Source organism: Micromonospora sp. CA-249363 (assembly GCF_050950185.1).
GTDB lineage: Bacteria > Actinomycetota > Actinomycetes > Mycobacteriales > Micromonosporaceae > Micromonospora.
Genome location: NZ_CP192020.1, coordinates 3,148,050 through 3,173,358 on the forward strand (window position 1 = coordinate 3,148,050; position 25,309 = coordinate 3,173,358).

17 protein-coding genes and 1 pseudogene are annotated in these 25,309 nt (G+C 72.8%); 7 read left to right on the forward strand and 11 right to left on the reverse strand.

The features are described from left to right. Positions 1 to 18: 18 nt before the first annotated feature. Both ACQPZK_RS14500 and ACQPZK_RS14505 read right to left on the reverse strand, forming a co-directional pair. Entirely contained in the window at positions 19 to 2,457 is a 2,439-nt protein-coding gene (locus ACQPZK_RS14500) for a DUF4132 domain-containing protein (protein WP_433539212.1), read from the reverse strand. Between the two features lies 1 nt (position 2,458). Further along, positions 2,459 to 2,851 carry a hypothetical protein gene (locus tag ACQPZK_RS14505; RefSeq protein WP_433538793.1) on the reverse strand — a complete coding sequence of 131 codons (393 nt, stop codon included), beginning with the start codon at positions 2,849 to 2,851 and terminating at the stop codon, positions 2,459 to 2,461. A gap of 121 nt (positions 2,852 to 2,972) precedes the next feature. Here ACQPZK_RS14505 and ACQPZK_RS14510 point away from each other — a divergent pair, with 121 nt between their 5' ends. Beyond that, positions 2,973 to 4,763, forward strand: coding sequence for an HSP90 family protein (locus ACQPZK_RS14510; protein WP_433538794.1), 1,791 nt, complete (start codon positions 2,973 to 2,975; stop codon positions 4,761 to 4,763). After that, on the forward strand, positions 4,760 to 6,823 hold the full coding sequence (locus ACQPZK_RS14515; protein ID WP_433538795.1) for a hypothetical protein: 2,064 nt from the start codon (positions 4,760 to 4,762) through the stop codon (positions 6,821 to 6,823). Before ACQPZK_RS14510 ends, ACQPZK_RS14515 begins: the two co-directional genes overlap by 4 nt. Before the next feature lie 10 nt (positions 6,824 to 6,833). Here the strand turns inward: ACQPZK_RS14515 and ACQPZK_RS14520 are convergent, their stop codons facing one another. After that, positions 6,834 to 7,721: an endonuclease/exonuclease/phosphatase family protein gene (locus ACQPZK_RS14520; protein WP_433538796.1), complete on the reverse strand. Its 888-nt coding sequence runs from the start codon at positions 7,719 to 7,721 to the stop codon at positions 6,834 to 6,836. Between the two features lie 83 nt (positions 7,722 to 7,804). Here ACQPZK_RS14520 and ACQPZK_RS14525 point away from each other — a divergent pair, with 83 nt between their 5' ends. Continuing rightward, positions 7,805 to 8,134, forward strand: coding sequence for an NIPSNAP family protein (locus ACQPZK_RS14525; protein WP_433538797.1), 330 nt, complete (start codon positions 7,805 to 7,807; stop codon positions 8,132 to 8,134). A gap of 47 nt (positions 8,135 to 8,181) precedes the next feature. Here ACQPZK_RS14525 and ACQPZK_RS14530 read toward each other — a convergent pair whose 3' ends face one another. The 3 genes from ACQPZK_RS14530 to ACQPZK_RS14540 form a co-directional block, all read right to left on the reverse strand. Continuing rightward, positions 8,182 to 9,375: an endo-1,4-beta-xylanase gene (locus ACQPZK_RS14530; RefSeq protein ID WP_433538798.1), complete on the reverse strand. Its 1,194-nt coding sequence runs from the start codon at positions 9,373 to 9,375 to the stop codon at positions 8,182 to 8,184. A gap of 301 nt (positions 9,376 to 9,676) precedes the next feature. Next, positions 9,677 to 15,139, reverse strand: a complete 5,463-nt coding sequence (locus ACQPZK_RS14535) for a carboxyl transferase domain-containing protein (RefSeq protein WP_433538799.1) — start codon at positions 15,137 to 15,139, stop codon at positions 9,677 to 9,679. A gap of 386 nt (positions 15,140 to 15,525) precedes the next feature. Then, positions 15,526 to 15,732 (reverse strand): hypothetical protein, encoded by a 207-nt coding sequence (locus ACQPZK_RS14540; RefSeq protein ID WP_306271566.1) that lies wholly within the window; start codon positions 15,730 to 15,732, stop codon positions 15,526 to 15,528. Between the two features lie 232 nt (positions 15,733 to 15,964). Here ACQPZK_RS14540 and ACQPZK_RS14545 point away from each other — a divergent pair, with 232 nt between their 5' ends. Next, the gene (locus tag ACQPZK_RS14545) at positions 15,965 to 16,792 is read left to right on the forward strand and encodes a hypothetical protein (RefSeq protein ID WP_433538800.1); all 828 of its coding nucleotides are present in this window, start codon (positions 15,965 to 15,967) and stop codon (positions 16,790 to 16,792) included. Between the two features lie 12 nt (positions 16,793 to 16,804). On the opposite strand, the gene ACQPZK_RS14550 is transcribed toward ACQPZK_RS14545, so the two are convergent. The 5 genes and pseudogenes from ACQPZK_RS14550 to ACQPZK_RS14570 all read right to left on the reverse strand — a co-directional run bounded on the left by ACQPZK_RS14550 (position 16,805) and on the right by ACQPZK_RS14570 (position 22,211). Then, positions 16,805 to 18,010, reverse strand: coding sequence for a low temperature requirement protein A (locus tag ACQPZK_RS14550; RefSeq protein WP_433538801.1), 1,206 nt, complete (start codon positions 18,008 to 18,010; stop codon positions 16,805 to 16,807). Between the two features lie 209 nt (positions 18,011 to 18,219). Then, positions 18,220 to 18,456: pseudogene (locus tag ACQPZK_RS14555) on the reverse strand (helix-hairpin-helix domain-containing protein); the annotation flags it as partial. Between the two features lie 1,150 nt (positions 18,457 to 19,606). Then, positions 19,607 to 20,956, reverse strand: coding sequence for an FAD-dependent oxidoreductase (locus tag ACQPZK_RS14560; protein ID WP_433538802.1), 1,350 nt, complete (start codon positions 20,954 to 20,956; stop codon positions 19,607 to 19,609). Position 20,957: 1 nt separating this feature from the next. After that, on the reverse strand, positions 20,958 to 21,305 hold the full coding sequence (locus tag ACQPZK_RS14565) for a TcmI family type II polyketide cyclase (protein ID WP_433538803.1): 348 nt from the start codon (positions 21,303 to 21,305) through the stop codon (positions 20,958 to 20,960). Between the two features lie 93 nt (positions 21,306 to 21,398). After that, positions 21,399 to 22,211: an AfsR/SARP family transcriptional regulator gene (locus tag ACQPZK_RS14570; RefSeq protein WP_433538804.1), complete on the reverse strand. Its 813-nt coding sequence runs from the start codon at positions 22,209 to 22,211 to the stop codon at positions 21,399 to 21,401. Between the two features lie 432 nt (positions 22,212 to 22,643). Between ACQPZK_RS14570 and ACQPZK_RS14575 the strand changes: the two genes are divergently transcribed. The 3 genes from ACQPZK_RS14575 to accB are packed head-to-tail and all read left to right on the forward strand — an operon-like array spanning position 22,644 to position 25,305. Next, positions 22,644 to 22,982 (forward strand): TcmI family type II polyketide cyclase, encoded by a 339-nt coding sequence (locus tag ACQPZK_RS14575; RefSeq protein WP_433538805.1) that lies wholly within the window; start codon positions 22,644 to 22,646, stop codon positions 22,980 to 22,982. Then, positions 22,979 to 24,727: an acetyl-CoA carboxylase carboxyltransferase subunit alpha gene (locus ACQPZK_RS14580; RefSeq protein WP_433538806.1), complete on the forward strand. Its 1,749-nt coding sequence runs from the start codon at positions 22,979 to 22,981 to the stop codon at positions 24,725 to 24,727. Before ACQPZK_RS14575 ends, ACQPZK_RS14580 begins: the two co-directional genes overlap by 4 nt. Continuing rightward, on the forward strand, positions 24,724 to 25,305 hold the full coding sequence (accB, locus tag ACQPZK_RS14585) for an acetyl-CoA carboxylase biotin carboxyl carrier protein (RefSeq protein ID WP_433538807.1): 582 nt from the start codon (positions 24,724 to 24,726) through the stop codon (positions 25,303 to 25,305). The genes ACQPZK_RS14580 and accB overlap by 4 nt, the downstream gene beginning before the upstream one ends. Positions 25,306 to 25,309 lie beyond the last annotated feature (4 nt).

Here is a 25,309-nt window from a genome sequence, read left to right on the forward strand (position 1 = left end):
CCACTCGCTCGATTGGCATCAATCCGCGCGCCGCAGTTGGCTCAGGACGGTGGGGTCGGTGATGCGGTCGTCGGCGGCCAGCATGATCGCCTTGGACAGGATCGTGGCGAGCATGGGGTCGTCGTCGAACGGCAGGTGCAGACGGCCGGTCCGGCCGCGCGCGGCGACGATGCACAGGTACCTGTCGTCGGGCTCCATCATGATGTTGCCCGACCCGAGGTGGATGCGGTACGTGAGCAGGTTGCCCCGCACCCGCAGGTACCGTTCGGCGAGGTCCACCCGGTCGGCGATGGCCATCCGGGGCAGCAGCCGGGCGAGCGCGTCCCGGCGTACCTGCGCGGACGGGGTCAGCTCCGCCACCGCCGTCCGGTGCCAGTAGGCGGAGAAACGATTCTCACCACGGTCGGCCCACTGCGGGTCGGTGGCGATGGAGGTGACGCCGACGAACAGGTCCACGTCGCGCATGGCCTCGGTGAACACCAGCGGCGGTACGTCGATGATCCGCGCGGGTTGCCACGTCTTCCCGTCGTGTCGGGCGAAGCGCACCTGGTCGGTCGAGCAGTACTCGACGTCGTAGCGGCGCTCCTCCTGGTCGTCGACGAGCTCGTGGTGGAAGGACGCCCGCCACGCGCCGCCGCCGAAGACCTTGGTGGCTTCGCTGTGGTACCCGCCGTCCCAGGTGCCCAGGTAGCCCGCCTGCCAGCCACGGGCCCGCAGCAGGGCGTTGGCCTGTCGGTAGCGCAGGATGTGCGCGGCGAACCGGTTGGAGTAGGTGTCCGTCTTCTCCTCGGCCGGCGTGCGGAGGTAGACCTCCCGGAACGCCTGTTTGAACGGCTGCGTCAGGCCGGTGGCGACGAGGTGCGCGCGCCAGGCGAGCACCTCGGCCGTGCTCGCGCGGGCCGGGTGCCACAACCGGACCGATCCGTGGGCAAGGGCGTGGCCGTCCCGGTCGACGATCGTCCACCCGTCGCCGTTCCGCTGGGGCAGACCGGCCGTCCAGCGCCGGCCGTCGGTGCTGGTCTCCCACAGCAGACGCCGCCCGTAGGTCCCGGTCACCGGGTGGTCGAGCAGGCGCGACGACCAGTCCGGGTACGACCACACGCGCTCCTCGGACAGCAGCCCCTCCACCCGCTGCCGCTCGCTGACCAGGGTTGCGCCGACCCGCTTGACCAGGCCCCGCAACTCGGTGAGGTCGTCCTCGTGGGACTGCTTCACCTGGGCCGGAACGCCCTTGAGGGCGACTGCGTCGCGGGCGAAGACCAGGCGCGCCCGCTCGCCCACGATCTCGACCGTCGCCTCGTACGGGCCGACCGTCCGGCGCAGCCGCCCGTCCGGTCCGAGCCCGTGGTCGTCGACGGCCAGCTCCATGACCTCGCTCAGCGACCAGCCGCGCCGCGCCCCGAGCTGGGTCAGCGCGGTCTGGACCCGGCTGCGCACCGCCTTGTTGCGGACCGTCACGGCAAGGCGGGCCAGCGTACGCAGCGGCACGTCACCGTCGCGCTCGGCCAGGAGTCGTACCGCCGCGATCGCCGTCCGCGAGGCGTACGGAAACCCGGCGGCCTGGCGTGGCGCGGACGCCGCGCCCGTGGTGGCCCTCGCCAGCAGCTCGGTCGCCCGCTCGTCGCGCTCGCGGGACAGCGCCCAGACCAGCCCGCGCAGAAGGCGGTCCGTGTCGTCGTGCACGCTCCGCCCGTGGGCGGCGAACGCGTCGAGGAGCCGGCGGACGACCTGCCGGCCGCCGTGCGCGGCCACGAGCAGTTCGTCGAGGCGGCGCAACCACTTCGCGGTCGCCGCCGGTTTGTCCAGCGCGGCGCAGTGCTCCAGCAGCTCCGGCACGCCGGGTGCGGCGAGATCGGTGCCCAGGTCGGCGCGGACAGCGGGCCCGAAGGTGTCGCCGTGGTGCAGCAGCGACGACGGCAGGCGGCTGCCGGTGGCGCGGTCGATGGCCCGACCGAGCAGCATGACGGCACGTCGCCGGGGCGCCGCCGCGATGAAGTAGTCGTCGACCAGCTCGCTGCTCATCGCGGACAGCGCCGGCACCAGGTCGGCCAGCTCGGCGGCCGTCAGGCGGGGCGCGATCACCGCGGGCAGCTCCAGGTGGGCGCCGTTGTCGAAGCAGGCGCCCTCGGCGGCGACGTGCAGGCACCAGAGCAGGTCCGCGCGCGTGAAGGGGACATCCTCGGTGGCGAGTGCGCGGACCACGTCGTTCAGCGCGGTCGGGGTCGACGCGGACGCCGACTCCCGGTGCATGGCCAGGGCAGCGCGGCGGCGTTCCTCGGCCGACCATGACTCCACGGTGGACCATTCGGGCACGTTTCTCACCGAGGACCCCCAGTAGTGGGTGCTGACGATGCGCAGCACCGCCCGAATCCGTTCGTCGGTCTCGGCGAGACCGGTCTCCACCTGCCGCCGGTCCGCGTCGCTCAGGTGGGGGAGCAGCGCCGTCCAGTCACCCATGTCAGCCACCCACCAACGCGACGAGCCGGACGAACGCCACGTCGGGGTCGCTCCGCAGGTCGATCTCCTCGTCGAGGTCGTCGACCTGGTGGTCGCCGATCAGCAGCAGGAAACCATTGTGGGAGAACGCGGCACAGGCCCGGTCCGCCTGCGCCTCCCAGTCGAGCCGCCGGCCCGGGGCGACCCGGTAACCGTTCAGGGTGGCCTCCGTGTCGGTCGGCTGCACCAGGCCCCGGAAGTGCCGCGGCTGCGCGGCGTTGAACCGCGCCACCTCCTCGCGGACCCGCAGCCGCACCAGCTCCCGCGCGGAGATGCGCTCCGGCAGGCCCGTCAACGGCCAACTGTCGACGGCTCTGCCGGTCGCCGTCTCGTCCCGAACCATCACCGTGACCATGCGTTGTGCTCCTCGCCCTCAGATGAGCGGCAGCATGGCACGGCCGTCCGACGAAAACGTGCCCCCCAGCGCGTCAGGTCAGCCGCTAGTGTGCAGCCGATCGGATCATGGGAGAGCGATTGTGAGCTACACCTTCCACGTCGACCTGCGCGGCATCGTCGACCTGCTCAGTCACCACCTGTACGCCAGCCCGCGCGTCTACGTCCGCGAGCTGATGCAGAACGCCGTCGACGCGATCACCGCCCGTCGGGCGGGTGAGCCCGGCGCGCCGGGCGCGATCCGCATCTACCCTCCGGAGTCCACCGGGGACGGCACGCTGCGCGTCGAGGACACCGGCGTCGGTCTGACCGAGGCGCAGGTGCACGAGCTGCTCGCCACGATCGGCCGCAGCTCCAAGCGGGACGACCTGGGGTTCGCGCGGCACGAGTTCCTCGGCCAGTTCGGTATCGGACTGCTCTCCTGCTTCCTGGTCGCCGACGAGATCCGGGTGTCCACCCGTGCCGCCGGCTCACCGACCGTCGAGTGGATCGGCTACGGCGACGGGCGCTACGAGCTGCACGTCGCCCCGGCCGAGCGGGAACGCCCCGAGCAGGGCACCACCGTGACCCTGGTGCCCCGGCGCGGCGCCGAGCACTGGCTGCGCCGGGACACCGTCGTCGAGATCGCCTCGCTCTACGGGTCGCTGCTGCCGATCGACGTCCACGTCGAGCACGAGGCCATCACCACCGGCCTCGCCCCCTGGGAGAACGACCCGGCCGAGCCGGCGACCGCGCGGCGGGAGCGCCTCGACGCGTACGCCCAGGAGGTCTTCGGTTTTCCGCCCTTCGACGTGATCGACCTGGCGGTGCCCGCGGCGGGCCTGCGTGGGGTGGCGTTCGTGCTGCCCATGCCGGCCAACCCGACGTCGCGGGTGGCCCACCGGGTGTACCTCAAGCAGATGCTGCTCTCCGAGGACATCGAACGGCTGCTGCCCGAGTGGGCCTTCTTCGTCCGGTGCGTGGTCGACACCACGGAGTTGCGTCCGACCGCGAGTCGGGAGGCGCTCTACGAGGACGCGCTGCTCGACGAGGTCCGCGACGCGCTGGGTGACACCCTGCGCGGCTGGATGACCCGCCTCGGACGCAGCGACCCACGTCGCCTCCAGGCCTTCCTGCGGGTGCACCACCTGGGCGTCAAGGCCCTGGCGGTGCACGACGACGAGATGCTGCGCCTGGTCGAGCAGTGGTGGCCGTTCGAGACGAACATGGGCCCGCTGACCCTTGCCGAGTTCCGGGAGCGGTACGGCGTGGTGCGGTACACGCCGTCGGTGGACGAGTTCCGGCAGCTCGCCGCCGTCGCCGCCGCCCAGGGGATCGCGGTGGTGAACGCGGGCTACGTCTACGACGCCGAGCTGGTGCGTCGGCTGCCCGACGTGGACAGCGGCGTCGCCACCGAGGTCCTCACGGCGAGTGACCTGGCGACCCGGCTGGAACCGCTCGACCCGGACGTCGAGCTGGCCGTACGCCCCTTCCTCGTGCTGGCGCAACGGACCCTCGACCGGCTCGGCGTGCAGGTGCTGGTGCGCGCCTTCGAACCGGCGAGCATGCCCGCGCTGCACCTGCTCGACGGTGACACCGCCCTGGCGGTGGACCTGCGTCAGGGGCAGGAGCAGGCCGACGAACTGTGGTCGTCGATCCTCGGCGCCTTCACCCAGGGCCGCGACGAGCGACCGCAGCTCGTGTTCAACCACCGCAACCCCCTCGTCCGGCAGGCCATCGCCACCGGCGACGACGAGCTGACGACGCTCGCGATCGAGGGCCTGTACGTGCAGGCGCTGCTCCTGGGCCACCAGCCGCTGCGGCCCGCCGACACGGCCGCGTTGAACCAGTCGTTCCTCGGCCTGCTCGCCCGCGCCATGGAGGGAACCCGATGACCACCTCGGAGCAGGAGCTGCGGGAACGCCTCAACCAGGCGTACGCGCTGCCACGCGGCCCGGCGCGGTTCGCCGCGCTGGACGCGGTCTTCCGGCACGCCGACGCGGCCGGCGACGTGCCGTTCGCCTTCTCGGCCCGGATGAACGCGATCAGCGACTTCCACCACGGCGGCGACCCCACGAGGGCGTTCCTCGCCTTCTCCTGGTGCCTGGCGACGTTCGACCGGCAGCCGGAGGTGGTCGAGGCCTACCACGCGCGGTCGCTGCTGTGGGACTTCAAGTGGATCGTCTGGGCGCTGCCCCAGTTCCCGGACATCCCGTTGGAGCGCACCATGGCGGTGCTCGACGACATGCAGCGGCGCTACCAGCTCGCCGGGCACAGCCTGCACGCGGTTCACCAGCACCGCTGGCTCGTGGCGCACCACGTCGGGGACATGGAGGCCGCCCAGGAGGCGTACGACCGGATGGTCACCGCCAAGCGGGACTCGATGTCCGACTGCCAGGCGTGCGTCCCGTCGGGGCAGGTCCGGCACCTCACGTCACTCGGTCGGTTCGACGAGGCCATCACCATCGGGGAGCCGTACAAGCGTGGCGGCTGCACCGAACAGCCACAGTGGATGCTCAGCGAGCTGCTCACGCCGTACCTGCGGACGGGCCGCTTCGACGAGGCCGTCGAGGCGCACCGCGACGGCTACCGCCGCATCCGCGACGACCGTCACCACCTCGACAACCTCGCCCAGCACGTGCTGTTCTGCGGGCTCACCGGCAACGAGGCGCGGGGCCTGGAGCTGGTGGAGCGGCACCTGAGCTGGTTGGAGCGCCCATCGTCGCCGTACGCGGCGATGGAGTTCGCCGCCTCCGCCGCGCTGGTGCTCGGCCGGCTGCGCGCGGCGGGCCACGCCGACCTGACGCTGTCCCGCCGCTCGGACGACGGCACCCGCCGCTGGGAGGCGACGGTCGCAGAGGTCCACGACGAGCTGGCCGCGCAGGCCCGCGACCTCGCCGCCCGGTTCGACGTCCGCAACGGCAACCGCCACCAGAGCGAGCGGATCGCGGCGCGCATGACCGCGACGCCGGTGGCGCAGCACGTTCCACTCACCGTCCTCGCCGGCCGGGTCACCGCCTCCGAGCAGGCGACCGACCCGGCGCTGGCCGCGCTCGTGGAACGGGTCGCCGCGCTCACCGCGGCCGGCGACCAGGCCGGCGCCGCGCGGACTCGCCTGGACGTGGCGCACACCCTGCGCAAGGCGGGCCGGCAGGAGGACGCGATCGAGGCCGCCGAGGAGGCGGTCCGCAGCCTCGACCGGGCCGGCCTGCGCGACGACGCGCTCCGCTGCCGCCACCTGCTGTGGGAGCTGTACCGCCAGCGCTACCACCACCGCGCCGCCGCGCGGGTGGTGCTGGCCGAGCTGATCCGGGCCGGGGACCTGCCCGACGGGCTGCCGCCGCTGGAGGTCGTCCTGGAGGACGCCGCCGACCTGCTCCACGGTGCGGAGGGGTTCACCCACCTGGTCACGGCGGCCGAGCGGCACCGGGCCAACGGTGACGCCGACGCCGAGCTGCGGGTGCTGCGCAAGGCGCTGGGCCGGCTCGCCAACCGGCCGCCGGACGACGTCGCGTGGGCGCTGCTGGCGCGCGTCGACGCCCTCGGCGCGGCAGCGCGGCCCGCCTCCGCCGAGCTGTTGGGCCGGGACCAGGTGGCCGCCGCGCAGTTGCTGAACCGTGCCGGCCGTACCGACGAGGCGCTCGACCGGCTCGACACGGCCGTCACCCTGTTCGACGGCGACGAGCTGGCGGACGATCGTCGCTCGGCCCGGCTGTACCGGGCGCGGTTGCAGCTGCGTCTCGGTGAGCCGGCCCGCGCCGAGGCGGAGGCCCGCGAGGTGCTGGCCGAGGACCCCGACGAGCACGGGTACGACGCCACCGCGGTGCTGGCCCTGGCGCTGCGGGCGCAGGGGCGCGCCGCCGAGGCCGAGAAGGCGCTGGCGGCGCAGGACATGGACGAGGACGACCTGGACTACTACGAGCAGGACCTCGAACCGGACGACGACGAGGACTGACGGGCCGACGTCAGCGTGGACTGCCGCCGACGACGAGGGTGGCCAACAGGGCGGGGTGGTCGGTCGCCCCGCCCAGGCCCACCGACCGCGCGCAGCAGAGTGTGACGTCGGCGCTGGTGACGAGGTGCTGCACCGCGCCGTCACCGACGCGGGGGTGACCGGGTGGCGCGCAGGCCCCTACGTCGTCGAGGCGCAGGTTGAGGTCGCCGCTCAGCACGGTGGGGGCATAGCCGGTGCTCCGAACGATGGCGGGCAGGATCTCGTCGATCAGCTCGCCGCACTGGGTGAGCGCGACGGCGTGGCTGGTGGCCGCGAGGTGGGTGGTGCAGGCGTTGAACGCCCCGTCGACGTGCACGCAGAGCCAGGGTCGCTCCTCGGGGTCCGCGAGGTCCTGCGTCGGGTGGATTCCACTGTGCACGGTGTACCGGCTGCCCGCCGACGGCAGCCGGGTCAGCAGACCGATGCCGTACGCCTGGCCGTTGCGGCACAGCGTGTCGGCGTCGCTGGGCCGGTCGCCGGCCGCCTGGAAGGCGGACGTGACTCTCGCGCGGCCGTGGACCGTCGCGAACACCGCCTCCAGCCTGGGCACGTCATCCTGGCAGATCTCGTTGAGGGTGACCAGGTCGGGACGTTCGGCCCTGATCAGTTCGGCGGCCCTGGGCACCGCCCGGCCGGTGTAGCAGGCGGCGCGACCGCTGTTGCACAGGTTCATCTGCGCCACCCAAAGGGTCGTGGGCGCGGGGGAGGCGGGGACGGGCCTGGCCGGCACACCGGCGACGACGACGAGGCAGCCGACGGCGAGGGCTCGGCGAACCGCGCGGAACGGGCCGTTCGCGCGCCGACCGGTGACGGTCGTGCTCCGGCGGCGGGGGGTGTCGCCGGGCGGATCGTCGGACATGCGGACTCCGGCAGCAGGGCGGCACTCTTCGCCGAGGTGTCCGCGATCCTATCGCCGGCCGTCCGGAGCTCTATGGTGAACCCATGATCACGTGCGTCGTGCACTACACCATCGATCCCGCGCAGATCGAGGCGTTCGAACGGTTCGCCCGCGCGTGGATGCGGCTCGTGGCCCGGCACGGCGGCGTGCACCACGGCTACTTCCTGCCCGCCGAGGGCGCCAGCGACCGGGCCGAGGCCCTGTTCAGTTTCGAGAGCCTGGCGGCGTACGAGCGGTACCGCGCGCGGTTCGGCAGCGACCCGGAGTTCGTCGCCGCCGACGCCATCCGCGACGAGTCGGGCTGCGTGGTGCGCTACGAGCGGACGTTCATGCGGCCCCTGCTGCCGGGTGACGACCTGGCCGCGCCGCGCTGACACGGGCCGTGCGGGGAGGGTGGACCCCGCACGACCCGTGCCGGTTCTCAGCGGTGCGGTCGAGGCGCGACGCGCGGCAGGACGTACGGCGGACCGGCGAAGATCAGATCCGACTTGATCTCCTGGTACGCCCGCTTGGGCTGGTAGTTCTCGTCGTAGATGGTGGCCAGACCCTCCGGCGGGTCGTTGAACCAGTCCGGCACCCACGAGTACTTGTCGCTGAAACCCCAGACGGTGTATGACAGGCAGTCGCGAACGGCGAGGCAGGCCTTCATCAGCACGCTGAAGTTGGCGGCCGACGCCTGCAACCGCGGGTTGATCTCCTCGGAGTTGCCGGCCTGGACGCCCTCGGTCATCTGGCTGCGCACGTCGACCTCGGTGAACGCGGTGGCCAGACCGAGCGCGGAGAAGCGCTTGAGGGCGGCGGTCACCTGGAGGGTGTCGAAGTTGCCGTACTGGGTGCCCAGATGGCCCTGCGAGCCGACGCCGTCGATCGGGACGCCCTTGGCACGTAGGCCCTTGGCCATGTCGTAGACGAACTGCGTCTTGTCGTCGGCCGGGTTGCCCGAGCCGAACGCCTCGATGTTGTAGTCGTTGTAGAACAGCAGCGCCTTCGGGTCGGCGGCGCGGGCCCAGCGGAACGCGTCGGCGATGTAGTCCGGGCCCAGGTTCTGCGCCCAGAAACCCTTGTAGTGCAGCGTCGACGGGGTGTCCCAGGGGTCGCTGACCGCCTCGTTGACGACGTCCCACTGCCAGATCTTGCCCTTGTAGCGGTTCACGACGGTGGTGATGTGCTTGCGCAGCAGCTCGCGCAGCTCCTGCTTGCTGATGGTGCCGTCGGTGACGCCGCTGGTGAGCCAGGCGGGCAGTTGGTTGTGCCAGACCAGCACGTGGCCCCGGACGCTCTGGCGGTTGCGCTGGGCGAACTGGATGAGCTGGTCGGCGGCCGTCCAGTCGTAGGTGCCCCGGGTGGGCTCCAGGCTCTCCCACTTCATCGCGTTCTCGGCGGTCACCGAGGAGAACTCGGTGGCGGCGATCTGGCGGTAGCGCGGGTCGGTGGCGTCGTTGACGGCCGTCGCGTTGACCGCGGTGCCGATCTTCAGGCCGTGGCGCTGGCCGAGGGCCGCGAGCGTCTGGGTGGTCGGGTCGTACGGCCGGCTCGCGGTCGCCGGAACCGCGTTCAATGCCGCAGCGGTCGCGACGGCGACGACGCCGGCGCTGATCCACCGTCGTGGCTTCATCTGCCTACCTCTCGATAATGATCGACAAATGTCGATCTTTGAAGGAAGGGTGCGGCCCGGGATGAAAGGGCGCGGGGGCGTGGCTTCGAAGAACCGGAAACTCGTTCGAAACATTATGGCCGTCGATGCGCCCCGTCAACTCTGAAAACTTCCGGAAAAGAGTCGGGTGAGCTGCGCGACTGTGGATAGTCGTCGGATGAAAGTTTCGCCGCTGAGCGGCGTGGCCGGTCGACCAACGACAGTGGGGACGGCGCCGACTCGATCAGTCGGCGCCGTCCCCACGTCGCGGAACCGGCGGCGGTCAGGCGCTCAGCCGCGCCTCGATCGCCTCGATGACGCGCGGCCGCAGCTCCGCGGCGCGGATGACGGCATCCACCGAGCCGACCTCCACGGCGCGCTGGATGTTGTGTACCCGGTCGAACTCCGTGGCCACCTCGCCGAGCTTCTCCGCCCGCACCGAGGACCGCAGCTCGTCGAGCTCGGCCGTCAACGCGGCGCGGTCGGTGCCGGACGCGGCGGCGACACGGGCCTCCAGGGCGCGTACCCGCTCGTCGGCCGCCGTGCGGGCGTTGACGTCGGCGGAGAACACCACCGCCGCGGCGGGAGCGCCGCCGAGCACCGAGGCGAACGAGCCTTCCAACGCGAGCACCGTCATGCTCGGGTTCAGCGCCTTCGAGAACACCACGAACGCGCCGCCGTGGTACCGCGAGATCACGCAGAACACGATCGGACCCTGGAAGTTGACGATCGCCCGGCCGATCTCCGCGCCGTACTCCAGTTGCAACTTGCGCATCGACTCGGGCGAGCCGTCGAAGCCCGACAGGTTGGCCAGCACGACCAGCGGTCGGTTGCCGCTGGCCGCGTTGATGGCCCGTGCGGCCTTCTTCGACGAGCGGGGGAACAACGTGCCCGCCGTGTAGGTGTCCGGCCCGTCGGTGGGCGGGAACCCCCGGCGCGGCACCGACCGCGACTCGATGCCGAGCAGACACACCGGGATGCCGCCCAGGTGGGCGTCCTGCACGACCGCCGTGTCGGCGTCGGCCATGCCCGCCCACCGCTCCAGCACCGGGCGGTCCTGGTCGGCGAGGGCCCGCAGCACCGTCCGGATGTCGAACGGCTTCTTGCGGTCCGGGTTGGCCTCGGCGGAGAAGATCTCGCCGACCGTGCGGAAGGGGCTGCCCGCCACGTCGTGCGGGAACGGGGAGATGTCCCGGTCCACCGGGTCGGTGGTGCTCACCCGCCGGGGGGCGTCCTCGCCGGGCGCGACGTACGTGTGCTCGTAGTGGGCCATCAGCACGTCCCGCGCGGCGCTCAGGTTCGGCGCCCAGTACTGCGCCTGCCCGTTCGGGCCCATCACCCGGTCGTACCCGCCGATGCCGAAGTTGTCCTCGGCGGAGACGCCGCCGGAGAAGTCCAACGACTGCTTGCCGGTGAGCACCATCGCCGAGTCCGGGGTCATCACCAGCACGCCCTTGGTGTGCATGAGCATCGTGGCCTCGGCGTTCCAGTACGGCTGCGCGCCCACGTTGATGCCCGCGACCACGATGTTGATCTCACCGCCGGCCTGGGTGAACTCGACGATGCGCTTGAGCGCCGCCGCCACCCAGTCCATGTTCTCCGTACCCGAGGTCATCGAGATCCGGGCCCCGGCGGACAGCGCCCACCACTCCACCGGCACCCGCATCCGCTCGGCCAGGTCCAGCGCGGCGATCACCCGCCGGCACTCCGGCTCGGACAGCGCGCCCAACGACTTCGTCGGGTCGCCGAGCAGCACGACGCGGGTCACGCCCTGCGGGTGCCGCGCGGTGGTGGCGGTGACGACACCGGCGACGATGGCGGCGCGGTTGCGCCCCTTCGGCCGGTCCACCGGTACCAGCACGTGCGCGTCGTCGAGGTCGTGCTCGACGAACTCACCGAGCCGGCCGGTCAGCTCGTACGGGTACACGGTGTTGCGGCTGCTGGCCCGTAGCACCTTCAGCCGGTACTCGTCGAGCGGCTCGACGGGCTCGGCGGGCGGCTCACCCACGGTCAGCTCCGCGCCGCCCTGCGCGTCGAACGAGATCCGTACGGCGATCTTGGTCAGCTCGCCGGTGCGGCGGTCGCGCTGCCGCGCGATGAACAGGATCTCCTCCAGGCCGGCGCCCACCGTCGTCGGGCGCACCCGCCCGGCGATCATCTCCATCTCCTCGCGGGTCAGCTCGCTCGGCGGCCACACGTAGACGACGATCCGGTTGGTGGTGAAGCGCGTCTTCGACGGCCGGCGCGACTGGGCCCGGCGGATCGAGTCGAGGCAGGCCGCCACCGCGTCCTCGGCGGTGGGCAGCGCCACCAGCCGACCGTCCTGCTCGCGCAGCTCGGTCAGGTCCCGGACCTGGGCGAACGCCACCAGGCGCTCGTCGGCCGGGTTCTCCCGCGCCACGCACTGGAAGAGGTAGACCTCCTCGTCCGACGACGGCAGCCGGGTCAGGTCGAACCTGTGCAGCCGCTCCAACTGCATCCGCTGCGCGATGTACGGGTGCAGACCGCGGATCAGCCGGTCCTCGACCATCCCGGCGTCCGACGGGCGGAAGGTGAAGTGGTGATGCATGACCGCTCCGCCGCGACCCGCGACGGTGGCGGTGAGCCGACGGACCTGCGGCGGCAGCGGATGGGCGGCGAGCACCTCGCGCAGCGCGGCGGCCATCGCGTCGAAGTCCTCCGGCTGGTTCTCCCAGCCGAGGTAGATGTCGGCGTCGACCGAGTCCTCGGCGCCGGCCAGCTCGGCGAGCCCGCGCAGCGCGTCGCCCAGCCCGTCGAAGCGTACGGCCGCGGAGACCACACTGGAGTCGGCGCGCTCGGCGACCACGAAGGAGCACTCGGCGACCTCGCGGGTCCGCACCCGCGTCAGCGCCTTGTTGCCGTAGTAGCGGCGGGTGAGCACCTCCAGCATGACCGTGTTGTCGAGGTGGTGCCGCACGAGGCGCTGGCCCAGCAGACGGACCAGTGGCTCGGTGCTGCGGACCATCTCGGCGACCCGCTCGGCGCGGTCCGGCGAGTCCGGGTGGGCGTCCAGGTGTCGCAGGTGGGCCCGCACCTGCGCGTAGACGCGGGCGCGGTTGCGGCGCAGCAGTGGCTGCGCGAACCAGGCGAACACCACACCCCGGGCCAGGTCGGCGATGGCGGGGAAGCGGACCTGAGTGGCGGCCACCAGCCGTTCCAACGCCAGACCGGCGGGCTCGCGCAGCGACTCGTCCGGCGGCGTCTCCCGCAGCCACTCGCGCAGCAGCGACGCCACGACGGCGGCGTCGACGGACGCGCGCTGCTGGGCCAGGAAGATCCGGAACACGGCGGCTTCCAGGGCGGGGGAGCGCTCCAGGTCGGTGACGCCGTAGTGGGCGAGCGCCTTGGCGAGCTTGGCCTGGAAGGCGTCCGGCAGCCCGGCCCGCTCCACGTCGAGGCTCTGCAGGTAGGTGTGGAGGTACTCCCGGTCGCTGCGCGCGTGCGCGCCGCCGTCCTCGCCGGTCGGCCGGTTCCGGCTCAGCTCGGCCAGGTCGGCGAACGCGTCGATGAGCTCCACCTCGGCGGCCAGCGGCCGGTGCCCGTCCTCGGCCGCCAACCGGCGTACGACGAGATAGTCGTCGAGCACCCGACGGTCGTCGTGCGGGTCGACGTCGAAGCCGAGCAGCAGGCCGCGCAGGTCCTCCTGACCACGCCGGCTGCGCTCGTACGCCGACAGACCGGGGTCGGCGGCGGGCAGGTCCAGCTCGACGGTGGGGCCGCTCGGAGCGGCCACGGTGTCCGAGGCCTCGTCGGCGACCGGCTCCAGCCGCAGCAGCGGCGCGCCGGCCTCGACCTGGCTGCCCACCGAGACGGCGCACTCCTTGAGCCGGGCCCGGAACGGCGCGCGCAGCACCGTCTCCATCTTCATGGCCTCGAGCACCAGCACCGGCGCGCCCGCCTCGACCTCGGCGCCCACCTCCAGCGGAGTGGCGACGACGAGCGCGGGCATGGGGGAGCGCAGGACGCCACCCTCGTCGCGGCTGACCCGGTGCGTCACACCGTCCACCTCGACGAGGTGGGTCGGGCCGTGGGTGCCGGTGAGCAGGCGGTACCGCGCGCCGTTGACGGCGATCTGGCCGGTGTGCCGGTCGAAGCGGTCCAGCTCGACGTCGGCCGTGCGGACGTCGCCGCCCACCTCGATGCCCACGCGGAACCGGTGCGCGCCGATCCGGGCCACGCGCAGCCGGTAGGTGACGCCCCGCAGCTTGAGGTCCAGCGGTCGGCCGCTGGCGTGCTGCACCTGCGGACGTCCACCGGCGGCGGTCGACAGCAGCCGCTGCCGCTCGGCGCGCTCCTCCTCCTCGTACGACTCGATCGCGGCGGCGGCCAGGGCGACCGCGGAGTGCCGGTGCGTGACGAGCCGGCCCTCGCCCCGGACCCGGTCGATCCAGCCGGTGTCGGCGCTGGCGTCGATGACCTCCGGCTGGTCGAGCAGGTCGAGTACGAAGCTCTTGTTCGTCGCGCCACCGTCGATGATCACGGTGGTGTCGGCCATCGCCCGCCGCAGCTTGCCCAGCGCCTCGTCCCGGTTCCGCCCGTACGCGATGATCTTCGCGATCATCGAGTCGAAGTCGGCCGGGATGGTGTCGCCCTCGCTGACGCCGGTGTCCACCCGGATGCCCGGCCCGGCGGGCAGGTCGAGTCGCGCGATACGCCCCGGTGACGGCGCGAAGTCACGGTCGGGGTCCTCGGCGTTGAGCCGGGCCTCGATGGCGTGCCCGCGCTCGATGGGCGGGTCACCCACGAGCCGGCCGCCCGCCGCGACGTGCAGCTGGGCCTTGACCAGGTCGAATCCGGTGGTCAGCTCGGTGATCGGGTGCTCGACCTGGAGGCGGGTGTTGACCTCCAGGAACGCGAACAGCCGGTCGCCGGGGTGGTAGAGGAACTCGACGGTGGCCGCGCCCCGGTAGCCGACCGCCACGGCGAGCCGCTCCGCCGACGTCTTCAGCTCGGCGGCCTGTGCCTTGTCGAGCACCGGCGATGCCGACTCCTCGATGACCTTCTGGTTGCGCCGCTGCACCGAGCAGTCCCGTACGCCCAGCGCCCACGCGGTGCCCTGGCCGTCGGCGATCACCTGGACCTCGACGTGCCGGGCGCCGGTGACCAGGCGCTCCAGGAACACGATGCCGCTGCCGAACGCCCGCGCCGCCTCCTGGCTGGTGCGCTCGTACGCGTCGGCGAGCTCGGCGTCGCTGGTGACCACGCGGATGCCGCGCCCGCCGCCGCCGGCCGTCGCCTTGAGCATCAGCGGGTAGCCGATCTCGGCCGCTGCCGCCGTCGCGGCGGCCAGGCTCTCGACGGCGCCGCGGCTCCACGGCGCGACCGGCACGCCCACCTCCTCGGCGATCAGCTTCGCGCCGATCTTGTCGCCGAGTTGACGCATGGCCTCCGGGCTCGGGCCGACGAAGGTGACCCCGATCTTCTCGCACAGCTCCGCAAAGGCGGGATCCTCGGCGACGAAGCCCCAGCCGACCCACGCGGCGTCGGCGCCGGTCTCGGTCAGGGCGCGCTCGAGCGTCGCGAGGTTCAGGTACGGGCGGGCCGACGCCGGACCGAGGTCGTAGGCGATGTCGGCCTCGCGCACGAAGGTGGCCGTGCGGTCGACGTCGGTGTGGAGGGCGACGGTCTCGATCCGGCTGCCCGTCTCCGCTGCCAGCTCCCGGACCGCGTGGATGAGCCGCATGGCGGCCTCACCACGGTTGACGATGGCGACACGGTTGAACACCCGACTGACCCCTTTGGTAGACCATAGGTACGTGCCGAGACAGGACGACTCCCGGCAGTGATCACTTTTCCGGCTCGGAGCGGACGGCGCCATGGTGCAACGGCCGAACCAACCGCCGCTGATTTGTAGAGACCCCACAAAACTTTTTGGCTGTCAGCCGCTGGGTGCCGGATAGATGTCCCCTCTTCGCGATGAACGCCCCGACATCACCTTTCGGCTGCTTCACCCCATTGCGCCCACCCTGGGCGCCGACCCCACCATCGCCGGACCGGCCGCCCATCCGGTCCCTCGCCGACGGCGGGCCAGGCTTCGTCCGGGCGGTCGACCCCGGGACAGCGAACGGCCCGCGCCCGGTACGGGCGCGGGCCGGGTGAACCGCCTTCGTCCTACTTGGACGGCTCGGGCAGCTTGCAGTCGACCTTGGGGTTGGCCCCGATGTAGTTCAACGGTCCGGCCACGATCGTGACCAGGATCGTGCCCGCCTCGGCGCAGTTGGTGTCGTCGCCGCTGTAGTAGCCCCGCTGGCCGGCGGCGACCGCGCCGATCACCAGCCAGATCACGACGATGACTCCGAGTATCGAGGTGCCGCGCATCGCTGCCTCCTGAAGGAATTGTGGTGGAGCTTGAGGTGCAGGCGTTGTACCCAATCGGGTCGCGCCGCTAACGGTGGGCGCGTCGCACCCGCCGCGCATCGTCCGACCGGCCGATGCCGGCATCGGCCACCCGCACGACGTCTCCGCGCGTGGCTATCGGATCGCCGACCGACCCGGCCGCCGCGCGGGGCATCGGACGTAGAACTGCCTCACGGCCCGCCGAGGAGGACCCATGGACGTCCCGACACCATCGCTCCACATCGACCGCCCCCACGACGTCGCGGTCGCTGCCCGCGCGCTCGCCGGAGGCGCGGTCGTCGCGGTGGCGTTCGCCAACGTCTACGCCCTCGTCGCCCGCCCGGACCCGGCCACCGTCCGTCGGGTCAATCTGGCCAAGGGTCGGGCCGTCGACCAGGTCGGCAGCATCACCACCGTGATCGGGCGTATCCCGGGGATGTTCGACTGGTCCCGCATCTCGCCGCGGTTGCCGGTGGGTCGGGTGCGGGCCCTGATGGACACCCTCTACGGGTCCGGGCCGTTCGGCTTCCGGGGTCCGGCCGCCGAGCGGTTGCCCGACCACCTCACGCAGGTCGACGGCGGACTGCGGACCGCCCAGGTCATCGCACCCGGCCTCACGTGCCCGTCCAACACGTTCTTCGAGCGGGCGCTCGCCGAGACCGGCACCGACCACCTCTACATCACGTCCGCGAACCGGTCCCGGCACCACACGGGGACCGCCGACGAGCCGGCCCACTGGAAGGCCGGCGCGCTCGCCGCCGACTTCACCCACCTGCCCGACCTGGTGGTGCTCGCCCACCCGGACGAGGCGGTGGCCCGCGCCGCCTACCCGGGCTACCTCACCACCTCGGTCACCCTGCTCTCCTTCCACGCGCCGGTCGGCGAGCTGGAGGAGCCGCCGGTGCTGACCGTGGACCGGCACGGCTCGCTGCACGTCGACGACGTCCGCCGGGCCGCCGTGCCGCTGGGCCTCCAGGTCCGCCTCGGCCACACCGCCGGGCAGCGGCTACGGGCCCGGGGGTACGCGGGCGCGCTGGTGTGACCGGCCGCCGCGTCAGTGCGGCGGTGCGGGGGACTCCGGCGGTCTGCCCCGGCTGCGACGGTGGTCCGCGTAGGCGACCCCCGCCAGCACCAGCATCGCGCCGACCGAGGCGGCCAGCGGCGGCAGGTACATCGCCACGGGCGCGATCGTCAGCAACGCGAGGAGCCCGCCGGGGCGGGACGGCGACACCCGACTGAACACCTCGTACTCGAAGGAGGACCGGCCGAGCAGGAACAGCGCCGGGCCGCCGAGGATCACCGCCACCCAGGCCGGCGGCGTACGGCCCGGGTGGTCGTGCAGCACCAGGTCGAACCCGGCGGCGGTGGTGACCACCCCGGCGATCATCAGCAGGTGGGTGTACGGGGCGGTGAACAGGAACTTTCCCGGCGCGCCGGACATCTTGATGGCCGTCGGCAGCAGTTGGCCGGACTTGTGGACGTAGATCCGCCAGAGCAGCAGGGTGGTCACGAACGCCACCGCGAACGAGCCGATGTTCTGCGCCTCGGTGTGAGCCAGGTTGAACATGGTGCCGATGGTCAGGATGGCGTCGCCGAGCGCGATGATGAAGAACTGCTGGTACCGCTCGGAGAGGTGCTCGGCCGTGACGTTGCGCTGCGGCTCCGGCACCACCCCGAGTCCCGGCACCGGGTACGCGAGCCGGAAGCCGGTGTAGTCGATGGCGAGCGCGATGGCCCAGCACGCCATCCGGGCGTCACCGGCGACGAACCCACCGATGATCCAGGGGACCGCCGACACGACGAACCAGGTGAAGATGCGCAGCGCCCGGCGCTGGGTCTGCGGTTGGCGACGCACGGCCGGCATCAGGAACAGCCCGCGCCCGAGGTGGATGGCCACGTACGTGCCGGCGAAGACGATGCCGCGCGCGTTGAACGCCTCCGGGATCGCCGTGGTCATCAGCAGCGCGCCGAACATGACGGCGGAGATCAGCAGTTTGATCTCGGTCCGTTCGGGGTCGTACAGGTCGGTGACGAGGGTGGTGATCGCCCACGTCCACCAGACGGCGGCCAGCAGGATCAACGCCTGTCCGGCGCTGTGCCAGTCGAGCTGGTTGACCATGCCACGCGAGATGAGCGCGAGCGCGACCACGTACACCAGGTCGAAGAAGAGTTCGAGCAGCGTCACCCGGCGGGGGGAATCCGGGTCGCGTACCGGTGGTCGCGTCTTACCGGGCCCGGGCTCCGGCGCGGAGAACTGCACGCTCGCTCCTGCGGTGCCGGTGGACTCGGCGGACCGTCCGGCCCACCTCGACCGACGCTAGCCAGCGGCCATCCCGTCATCTCCCGATTCGTCCCACCGTCCCCCGACCGGGCGGTCAGGTCGGCTCCGCGTCACGGCGTCCGTCGGGCGGTCGGAACGAGCGAACCCCCGGCCGTCCCTGCGGACGGCCGGGGGTTCACGGTGACGCGTCAGCCCTGGTCGCCACCGGGCAGGACGGCGCTCGCCTCGTCGCCGGCGCCGGCCAGCACCCGAGCCTGCTGAGGCCAGGTGGCCAGCGCGGGCGCGGCGCGCAGACCGGCGGCCCGGATCAGGTCGCGCAGCGCCGGCTCGTCCAGCTCGCCGAGCTGGCGGTAGGTGCGCACTCCCGCCTCCTGCAACGCGGTCGCCATCTTCGGCCCCACACCCTGGATCCGGCGGAAGTCGTCCGCCGGGCCCGTCGGGTCGGTGTCCGCCGTGGCCGCCGGAACCGGCGGGGCGTCGGCCGCGCGGACCGGCGGCGTGGCCCGCGCCGGCTCGGCCTCGTCGACGTCCGCCGCCGTCACGCCCGCCGCGACCGCCGGGGTCGTGTCGGCCGGCGTCGTTTCGGTGTACGCGCTCTCGGCGGTAACGGCGTCGGCCTGCTCGACCGACGTGGCGTCGGCCGCTGCCGTGTCGGTCAGCGTGGTCGCGGTCGGGGTGGCGTCGGCCGCGATCGGCTCGGCGTCGGCCGGCTCGGCCGGCGTGGCGTCGATCGGCGTGGTGTCGGCCGGCGTGGTGTCGATCGGCGTGGTGTCGACCGGTGCCGTATCGATCGGTTCGGTGGCCGTGGGCTCGTCCGACGGCGTGGCGGTGCTGTCGTCCAGCGGCTGGCGCGGGGCGACCACATTCGCCGGGGCGGGCTGCTCCTCGAGCGTGCCCGGCTCGTCGACCGCGTCGGTCCGCTCGGCGGCCGGAACGGTCGGCGGGGCCTCGGTGAGAGCCATGTCGCCGGGGTCGACGGTGTTCGGCGCGGAATCGTCCGACGTGGTCACGGTGGCCGGCGCGCTGACCGTGTCCACCGGGGTCGGCTCGTCGGCGACCGCCACGGGAGCGGGGTCGATGGTCGCCGCCGGCCGCGCCTCGTCGGTCGTGGCCGGTGGCTCCGGGCTGGTGACCACGGCCAGACCGGCGACGGGATCACCGTCCACGATGGGCCGGGCGGTGGCCTCCGCGCCCCGCCGGCCGCGCAGCAACCATCCGGCAGCCAGGCCCAGCAGCACCGCCACGACCACTATCAGCGAGTGTCCGATAGACCACTCCACGGCGAACCTCCCTCTCACCTCGTCGAGAAAGTCACGAGAAAAACTCGCCGCAGCTTCGCACACGCGATCGGACGACGACAGACAGGACCGCCCGTACGGCGCGCGGCGACGCCCACCACCTCGCCGGGTGCCCGGCGGGTGACGCAGCGTCGCGTCCACCAGGGTCGCCGCCACGCCCCGACCAGCGCCGACGGCCACGCCCCGACCAGCGCCGACGCCGCCACCGTCGCCCGCCGCAGACGAAGCGACCCGGGTACGACGCTCACACGTCGTACCCGGGTCGCTGGTGTCGCGGTCAGTCCTCGTCGCCCTCGTAGGTGTGGAAGTCGTCGACGAAACGGCGTCGCAGTGGGGGCACCCGGCTGGTCACTCCGAAGTAGCCGCGCGCGCCGAGCAACGCGAGGCGGCCCACCACCGGCCGGTACATCCGGTCCTCGCCGTTGGTGCCGCTGCGGTTCAGCGATTCGGCGACCCGCGCGAAGCCGTACGGCACCATGGCGGCCTCGTAGTCCGCCACGGCCTGCACGAGCGTCTTGTCCCCGGCGGCGGCGTCGGTGAGGTGCTGGCAGAGCAGGCGGGCGTCGCGCAGGGCGGTGTTCGCCCCCACCCCCCGCCCGGGGGTCATCGTGTGGATGGCGTCCCCGAGCAGGGTGACGGTGCTGCTCTTCCAGGGTGGCGTCGGCTCGGACGTGCTCACCCTGATCGGCAGGACACTGCCCGGATCGCTGATCCGCAACAGTTCCCGCAGGTGCGGATGCCAGTTCGGGGTCAGGTCCAGCGCGACCCGCTTCAGGTCCTCGCCCCGGCGTTCCATCACATCGGACGGGAACCGACGGGCCGTGCTCCAGATGATGAGGTTGATGTAGTCGGCGCTGGTGTGCTCGGACAGGCCGGACCAGGACCGCAGCAGTGCGGCGTCGTCGTCGCCGACGCCGGGCTTGATCGTCCGGTTCGCGTCCCACTTGAACTCCATCACGTGCAGCACGCCCATCGTGCCGCCGGCGCCGAAGATCAGTGAGATGCCCTTGCCGACGCGCTCCGGCACGAGAGCGTGGGTCTGCGCGGTCAGCGGGATGCGAGTGGCGATGTTGATCGTCCCGGCGTCCCGGATGACGGCGTGCGGCAGGTACTGGCGGCGTACCGCCGAGTGCGTGCCGTCCGCCGCCACCAGCAGGTCGCCGGTGGCGCTGGTCCCGTCGGCGAAGTGGGCGGTGACCGTGCCGTCGTCGTGCTGCTCGTACCGGACGAAGGTTTTGTCGAACTGCACCACGTCGGCCAGGCCGGTCAACAGCACCTGGCGCAGCACCGTCCGGGCCACCGAGTGTTCGGTGTGCACGGGATCGGCGTCCGGCCGCAGCTCGAACGACGCGGTCTCACGCAGCCGCTGCGTGACGACGTTGAAGTAGCTCGGCGGCCGGGCGCAGGTGGCCAGGAACGTGGCGAACAGGTGGGGTGGCAGGCAGTCGCGCAGTGCCCGGCTGCCGGTGGGACCAATTCCCACGCGGTATCCGAGCAGCCCTTCTCCGCTGTGCCGGTGCCGCTCGTAGACCGCGACGCTGATGCCGGCGCGCCGCAACCCGTGCGCCAGGCACAGACCGCCGGTGCCGGCGCCGATGATCAGGACGTGCGGGCCGGTGGTGGACATGTCAGCCGGCCGGGTGAGGCGCCGCCGCGTCGGCCGCGTCCCAGCGGTAGAAGCACTCGGCGATGGCGTCCTTCGGGGAACGCCAGGTCGACAGGTACGGCGAGGTGTGCGCGGCGAGCCGTTCGTTGACCTGCTGGAACAGCGGATGGTTGCGGGCGGCGGCGAGAGCGCCCGGATCCACGTCCGAGGTCTCGATGAGGTGTACGAACACGTCGTGCAGGCCGTACAGGGACCGGTGCGTGACACCGGTGAGGCCGGGCAGTTCGGTGGCGTCGGACTCGGCGAAGATCTGGGCGACCCGCCCCTCCGCGCCCGGGATGATCCGACTGACGATCAGTAGACGACTCATGGGACCCCTTCCGCCGGTGGCCGATCCCGACCCGCGGGCCGGTGGTCACGTGCTCGATGCGGCCACCGTGCCGCACGTCGTGTCACGTGACCGTCACGTTCGCCGCCCGGCCGGTGACGGCCGCGTGGCGGCGTCCTGGCCGGCGGTCGCGGGGCGGGTGGCCGCGCGGATCGGGGCGAGCGTGTCGTCGAGCAGGGCGCTCATCGCCGGGCTGGGTTCGAGTCGCAGTTCCCGGCGCAGCAGGTCCCGGTAGACGTAGAAGGCGTGGACGGCCTCGAACGCGTTGCCCTCGGCGAGGTGGATGCGCACCACCAGCCGGTGCGGTGTCTCGCGCAGCGGCTCGGCGGCCATCGCCTCCAACGCGGCCTCCAACGCCTCGCCGTGCCGCCCCGCGGCGAGGTGCTGGGCGGACACCTGCTCCAGCATGTGCAGACGCAGTTGCCGCAGCCGTTCCCGGTCCAGCAGCACCCAGTCGTCGTACCAGCCGGGCAGCAGGTCGTGCCGGCCGGCGGCGAGCGCCCCGGCGGTGCTCCGCGGGTCGTCGCCGTTGCGGACCCGGGCGGCCGTCCCGACGAGGTCGTCCACGTCGAGGCGTACGGCCGGGGCCAGCCGGACGGTGTCGCCGGCCACGATCATCGGGCAGCACGGGTCCTGCCGCAGCCGCCAGAGAGCGGTCCGCAGCGACGACAACGCCCGCTCCTCGGACACGTCGGGCCAGAGCAGTCCGGCGAGCTGGCTGCGGGTCGCGCCGGGGCGCAGCCCGATCAGGGCGATCACCCGTTGCAGCCCCCGTGGCACCACGATGTGCGCGGTGGCGTGCAGGAGGCGGAAGCCGCCGAGCAGGTGCAGCGCGAGGTCGCCCTCGGCGGGACCTCCGGCGGTCGGCACGGACGGATCAGCGGCCACGGCGGCACCCCCTGCGGAACGCTCGTCCCGACTGTCTGCTGTGTCCCGGATCGGCTGCCCGCGTCGCCACCGTCGGCTCCGTCGATGGAGCCGACCACGGCTGTCCAGGCGCGGCACCACCCGCCGGAGCCGCCGGGCTGACCACCGTGAAGATTATCAATTACGGTCACGGTGAGTCAACGTCCATGTTGCCCTCAGCTCACCCATGAAATCGGTTCTGAACTGCAAAAACGTCGACCGTTCGGAGCGCGCTACACATGGGACGCATAGCTCATACACAGGTTGCGTCAACGCAGCGTCACCAGTGGGCGTCGCCGGCCGGTCCGTCGCGGTGACGCCGCCGTGACGACGACTGCCGCATCGTGGCGGCAGTCGTCCAGCGCGTCCGAGGCTCATCCGGCCGACCCGGACGCCGTGGGGGGAGGCCCAGCCATGGACCGATCGCTGATCATCGCGAAGGTCGTGCCGACCGCGCAGGAGCAGGTCGCCGAAATCTTCGCCGAGTCGGACGCGACCGAGCTGCCGCGCCTGGTGGGCGTCCGGCACCGCGCGCTGTACCGGCTGCACGACCTCTACGTGCACCTGCTCGAGACCGAGCAGCCGGCGCAGCCCGCGGTGGAGGCCGCCCGGGGCCATCCCGAGTTCGTCCGGGTCAGCGACCGGCTCCGGCCGTACGTCTCGCCGTACCTGCCGACCTGGCGCTCCCCGCGCGACGCGATGGCGCGCTGCTTCTACCGGTACGACGCCCCGGACGCCGGAGGGCGCTCGTGACCGCCGTCGCGGGGCAGGAGGAGCAGCTCTGGTCCCGCTGCGCCGGCTGCGCGAGCCTGCTCTACCGCAAGCGGCTACGCCGCAACCTGGACGTGTGCCCGGAGTGCGGTGAGCACTCCCGGCTCGGCGCGCCGGAGCGGCTGCGGCAGCTCGTCGACCCGGGATCCCTACGCCTGCTGCCCGACCGGCTGCCCGAGGCGGACCCGCTGAACTTCGTCGACGTGCTGCCGTACCCGCACCGGCTCAGCGCCGCGCGGGCCGCCACCGGCCTGCCCGAGGCTGTTCTCTGTGGCACCGCCACCATCGGTGGGCACCCGGCCGCCCTGGCGGTGATGGACTTCCGCTTCCTCGGCGGCAGCCTCGGTGCCGCCGTGGGCGAGCTGATCACCCGTACCGCGGAGCGGGCACTCGACGACCGCGTGCCGCTCGTCCTGGTCACCGCCTCCGGCGGCGCGCGGATGCAGGAGGGCGCCCTGTCGCTGATGCAGATGGCCACCGTCAGCCAGGCGATCGCCGCCCTGCGCGAGGCGGGCCTGCTCACCGTCAGTGTGCTCACCGACCCGACCTACGGCGGCGTGGCGGCGTCGTTTGCCACCAACACCGACCTGGTGATCGCCGAGAGCGGCGCCCGGATGGGTTTCGCCGGTCCACGGGTGATCCGTCAGGTCACCGGTCGGGCCCTGCCGGAGGGGTTCCAGACCGCCGACTTCCTGCTGCGCCACGGGCAGGTCGACATGGTGGTGCAGCGCCGGTCGCTGCGCGGGCGGCTGGCGGCGCTGCTGGCCGCGGCCCGCGTCGGCCGTCCGGCGCGTACCCCCGTACCCCGTCAGGAGCCGGCGCGGGACCACGATCGTCTCACCGCCGGGGAACCACCGCTGGCGACCGACGGGCAGCGACCACCGGCCGACGACGGCCCGCAGCCGGCGGTACGCGACGCGTGGGACACCGTGCGCACGGCCCGCCACCCCGGCCGACCCACCACCCTGGACTACCTGGACTCGGTCTTCGACGGATTCGTCGAGCTGCACGGCGACCGACTCGGCGGGGACTGCCCCGCCATCGTGGGCGGGATCGCCCGGTTGGCCGGGCGACACGTGATGGTGATCGGCCACCAGAAGGGGCACACCACCGCCGACCTGGTCGCCCGCAACTTCGGCATGGCCAGCCCGGCCGGGCACCGCAAGGCGTTGCGGTTGATGCGTCTCGCCGCACGACTCGGCCTGCCGGTGGTCACCCTCGTCGACACGCCCGGCGCCGACCCGGGGATCAGCGCCGAGGAGCAGGGGCAGGCGGCCGCCATCGCGGAGAACATCCTCACCCTCACCGTGCTGCCGACTCCCGTCGTCACGGTCATCACCGGCGAGGGCGGCAGCGGCGGAGCGCTGGCCCTCGGCGTCGCCGACCGGGTGCTGATGCTGCAACACGCCGTCTACTCGGTGATCAGCCCGGAGGGCTGCGCCGCCATCCTCTGGCCGGACCGCTCCGCCGCGCCACAGGCAGCCCGCGCGCTGCGGCTGACCGCACCCGACCTGTGTCGTTTCGGCGTCGTCGACGAGATCGTCCCGGAGCCGGCGGCAGCCGCCCACGACGACCCGGCCGAGACCGCCCGGCGGCTGCGCGCCGCCCTGCTGGCCAACCTGCTGCCACTGCTGGACGTGCCGCCCGCGATGCTGGTCCGCCTGCGGCGGCAGCGCTTCCGACGGTTCGGCGCCACCCGCGCCGGCGCCCAGGTGGGTGCCCGATGACCGCCGGCGCCACGGTGTCCACCGCCGACGGGCCGAACGGCCGGGCGGACGTCGACGGGCACCTCGCGGCGGACGGACGCCAGGGGCCCGACACGGACGGCGAGGAGGTGCTGGCCGGACTCCGTCGACAGGCGCGGCACCTGCTCGCCGAGTTGGCCGGGCCGGTACGTCGGATCCGGTTGCGCAGCGGGGCGACCGTACTCGAGATCGAGTGGCATGCGGACGAGGCGGCCGGCGGCTCGGACGTACCCCCGGCTCCGCCGTCGGTCGCCCCCGCGCCGCCGCCCACGGCCGTCCCCGGTCCGCCGTCCGCGCTGATCCGCCCCCCGGTTCCGGGTCGCGCCGCGGTCCGCGCGCCGATCGTCGGCACGTTCTACCGCGCGCCGGAGCCGGGGGCACGGCCGTTCGTCGCGGTCGGCGACCTGGTCCGCCCCGGCCAGCCGGTGGCGATCGTCGAGGCCATGAAGCTCATGAACGAGGTGAGCGCCGACCGGGCCGGCCGGGTCGTCGCGATCCTCGTCGAGGACGGTCAGCCGGTGGAGTACGACCAGCCGCTGGTCGAGCTGGATCCGGCCTGACGGC

What these genes read in the sequence shown, in the direction of transcription:
- ACQPZK_RS14500 (WP_433539212.1), bottom strand. Translation starts at nt 2,457, where the DNA reads ATGGGTGACTGGACGGCGCTGCTCCCCCACCTGAGCGACGCGGACCGG.
- ACQPZK_RS14505 (WP_433538793.1), bottom strand. Translation starts at nt 2,851, where the DNA reads ATGGTCACGGTGATGGTTCGGGACGAGACGGCGACCGGCAGAGCCGTC.
- ACQPZK_RS14515 (WP_433538795.1), top strand. Translation starts at nt 4,760, where the DNA reads ATGACCACCTCGGAGCAGGAGCTGCGGGAACGCCTCAACCAGGCGTAC.
- ACQPZK_RS14520 (WP_433538796.1), bottom strand. Translation starts at nt 7,721, where the DNA reads ATGTCCGACGATCCGCCCGGCGACACCCCCCGCCGCCGGAGCACGACC.
- ACQPZK_RS14525 (WP_433538797.1), top strand. Translation starts at nt 7,805, where the DNA reads ATGATCACGTGCGTCGTGCACTACACCATCGATCCCGCGCAGATCGAG.
- ACQPZK_RS14530 (WP_433538798.1), bottom strand. Translation starts at nt 9,375, where the DNA reads ATGAAGCCACGACGGTGGATCAGCGCCGGCGTCGTCGCCGTCGCGACC.
- ACQPZK_RS14540 (WP_306271566.1), bottom strand. Translation starts at nt 15,732, where the DNA reads ATGCGCGGCACCTCGATACTCGGAGTCATCGTCGTGATCTGGCTGGTG.
- ACQPZK_RS14545 (WP_433538800.1), top strand. Translation starts at nt 15,965, where the DNA reads ATGGACGTCCCGACACCATCGCTCCACATCGACCGCCCCCACGACGTC.
- ACQPZK_RS14560 (WP_433538802.1), bottom strand. Translation starts at nt 20,956, where the DNA reads ATGTCCACCACCGGCCCGCACGTCCTGATCATCGGCGCCGGCACCGGC.
- ACQPZK_RS14565 (WP_433538803.1), bottom strand. Translation starts at nt 21,305, where the DNA reads ATGAGTCGTCTACTGATCGTCAGTCGGATCATCCCGGGCGCGGAGGGG.
- ACQPZK_RS14575 (WP_433538805.1), top strand. Translation starts at nt 22,644, where the DNA reads ATGGACCGATCGCTGATCATCGCGAAGGTCGTGCCGACCGCGCAGGAG.
- accB (WP_433538807.1), top strand. Translation starts at nt 24,724, where the DNA reads ATGACCGCCGGCGCCACGGTGTCCACCGCCGACGGGCCGAACGGCCGG.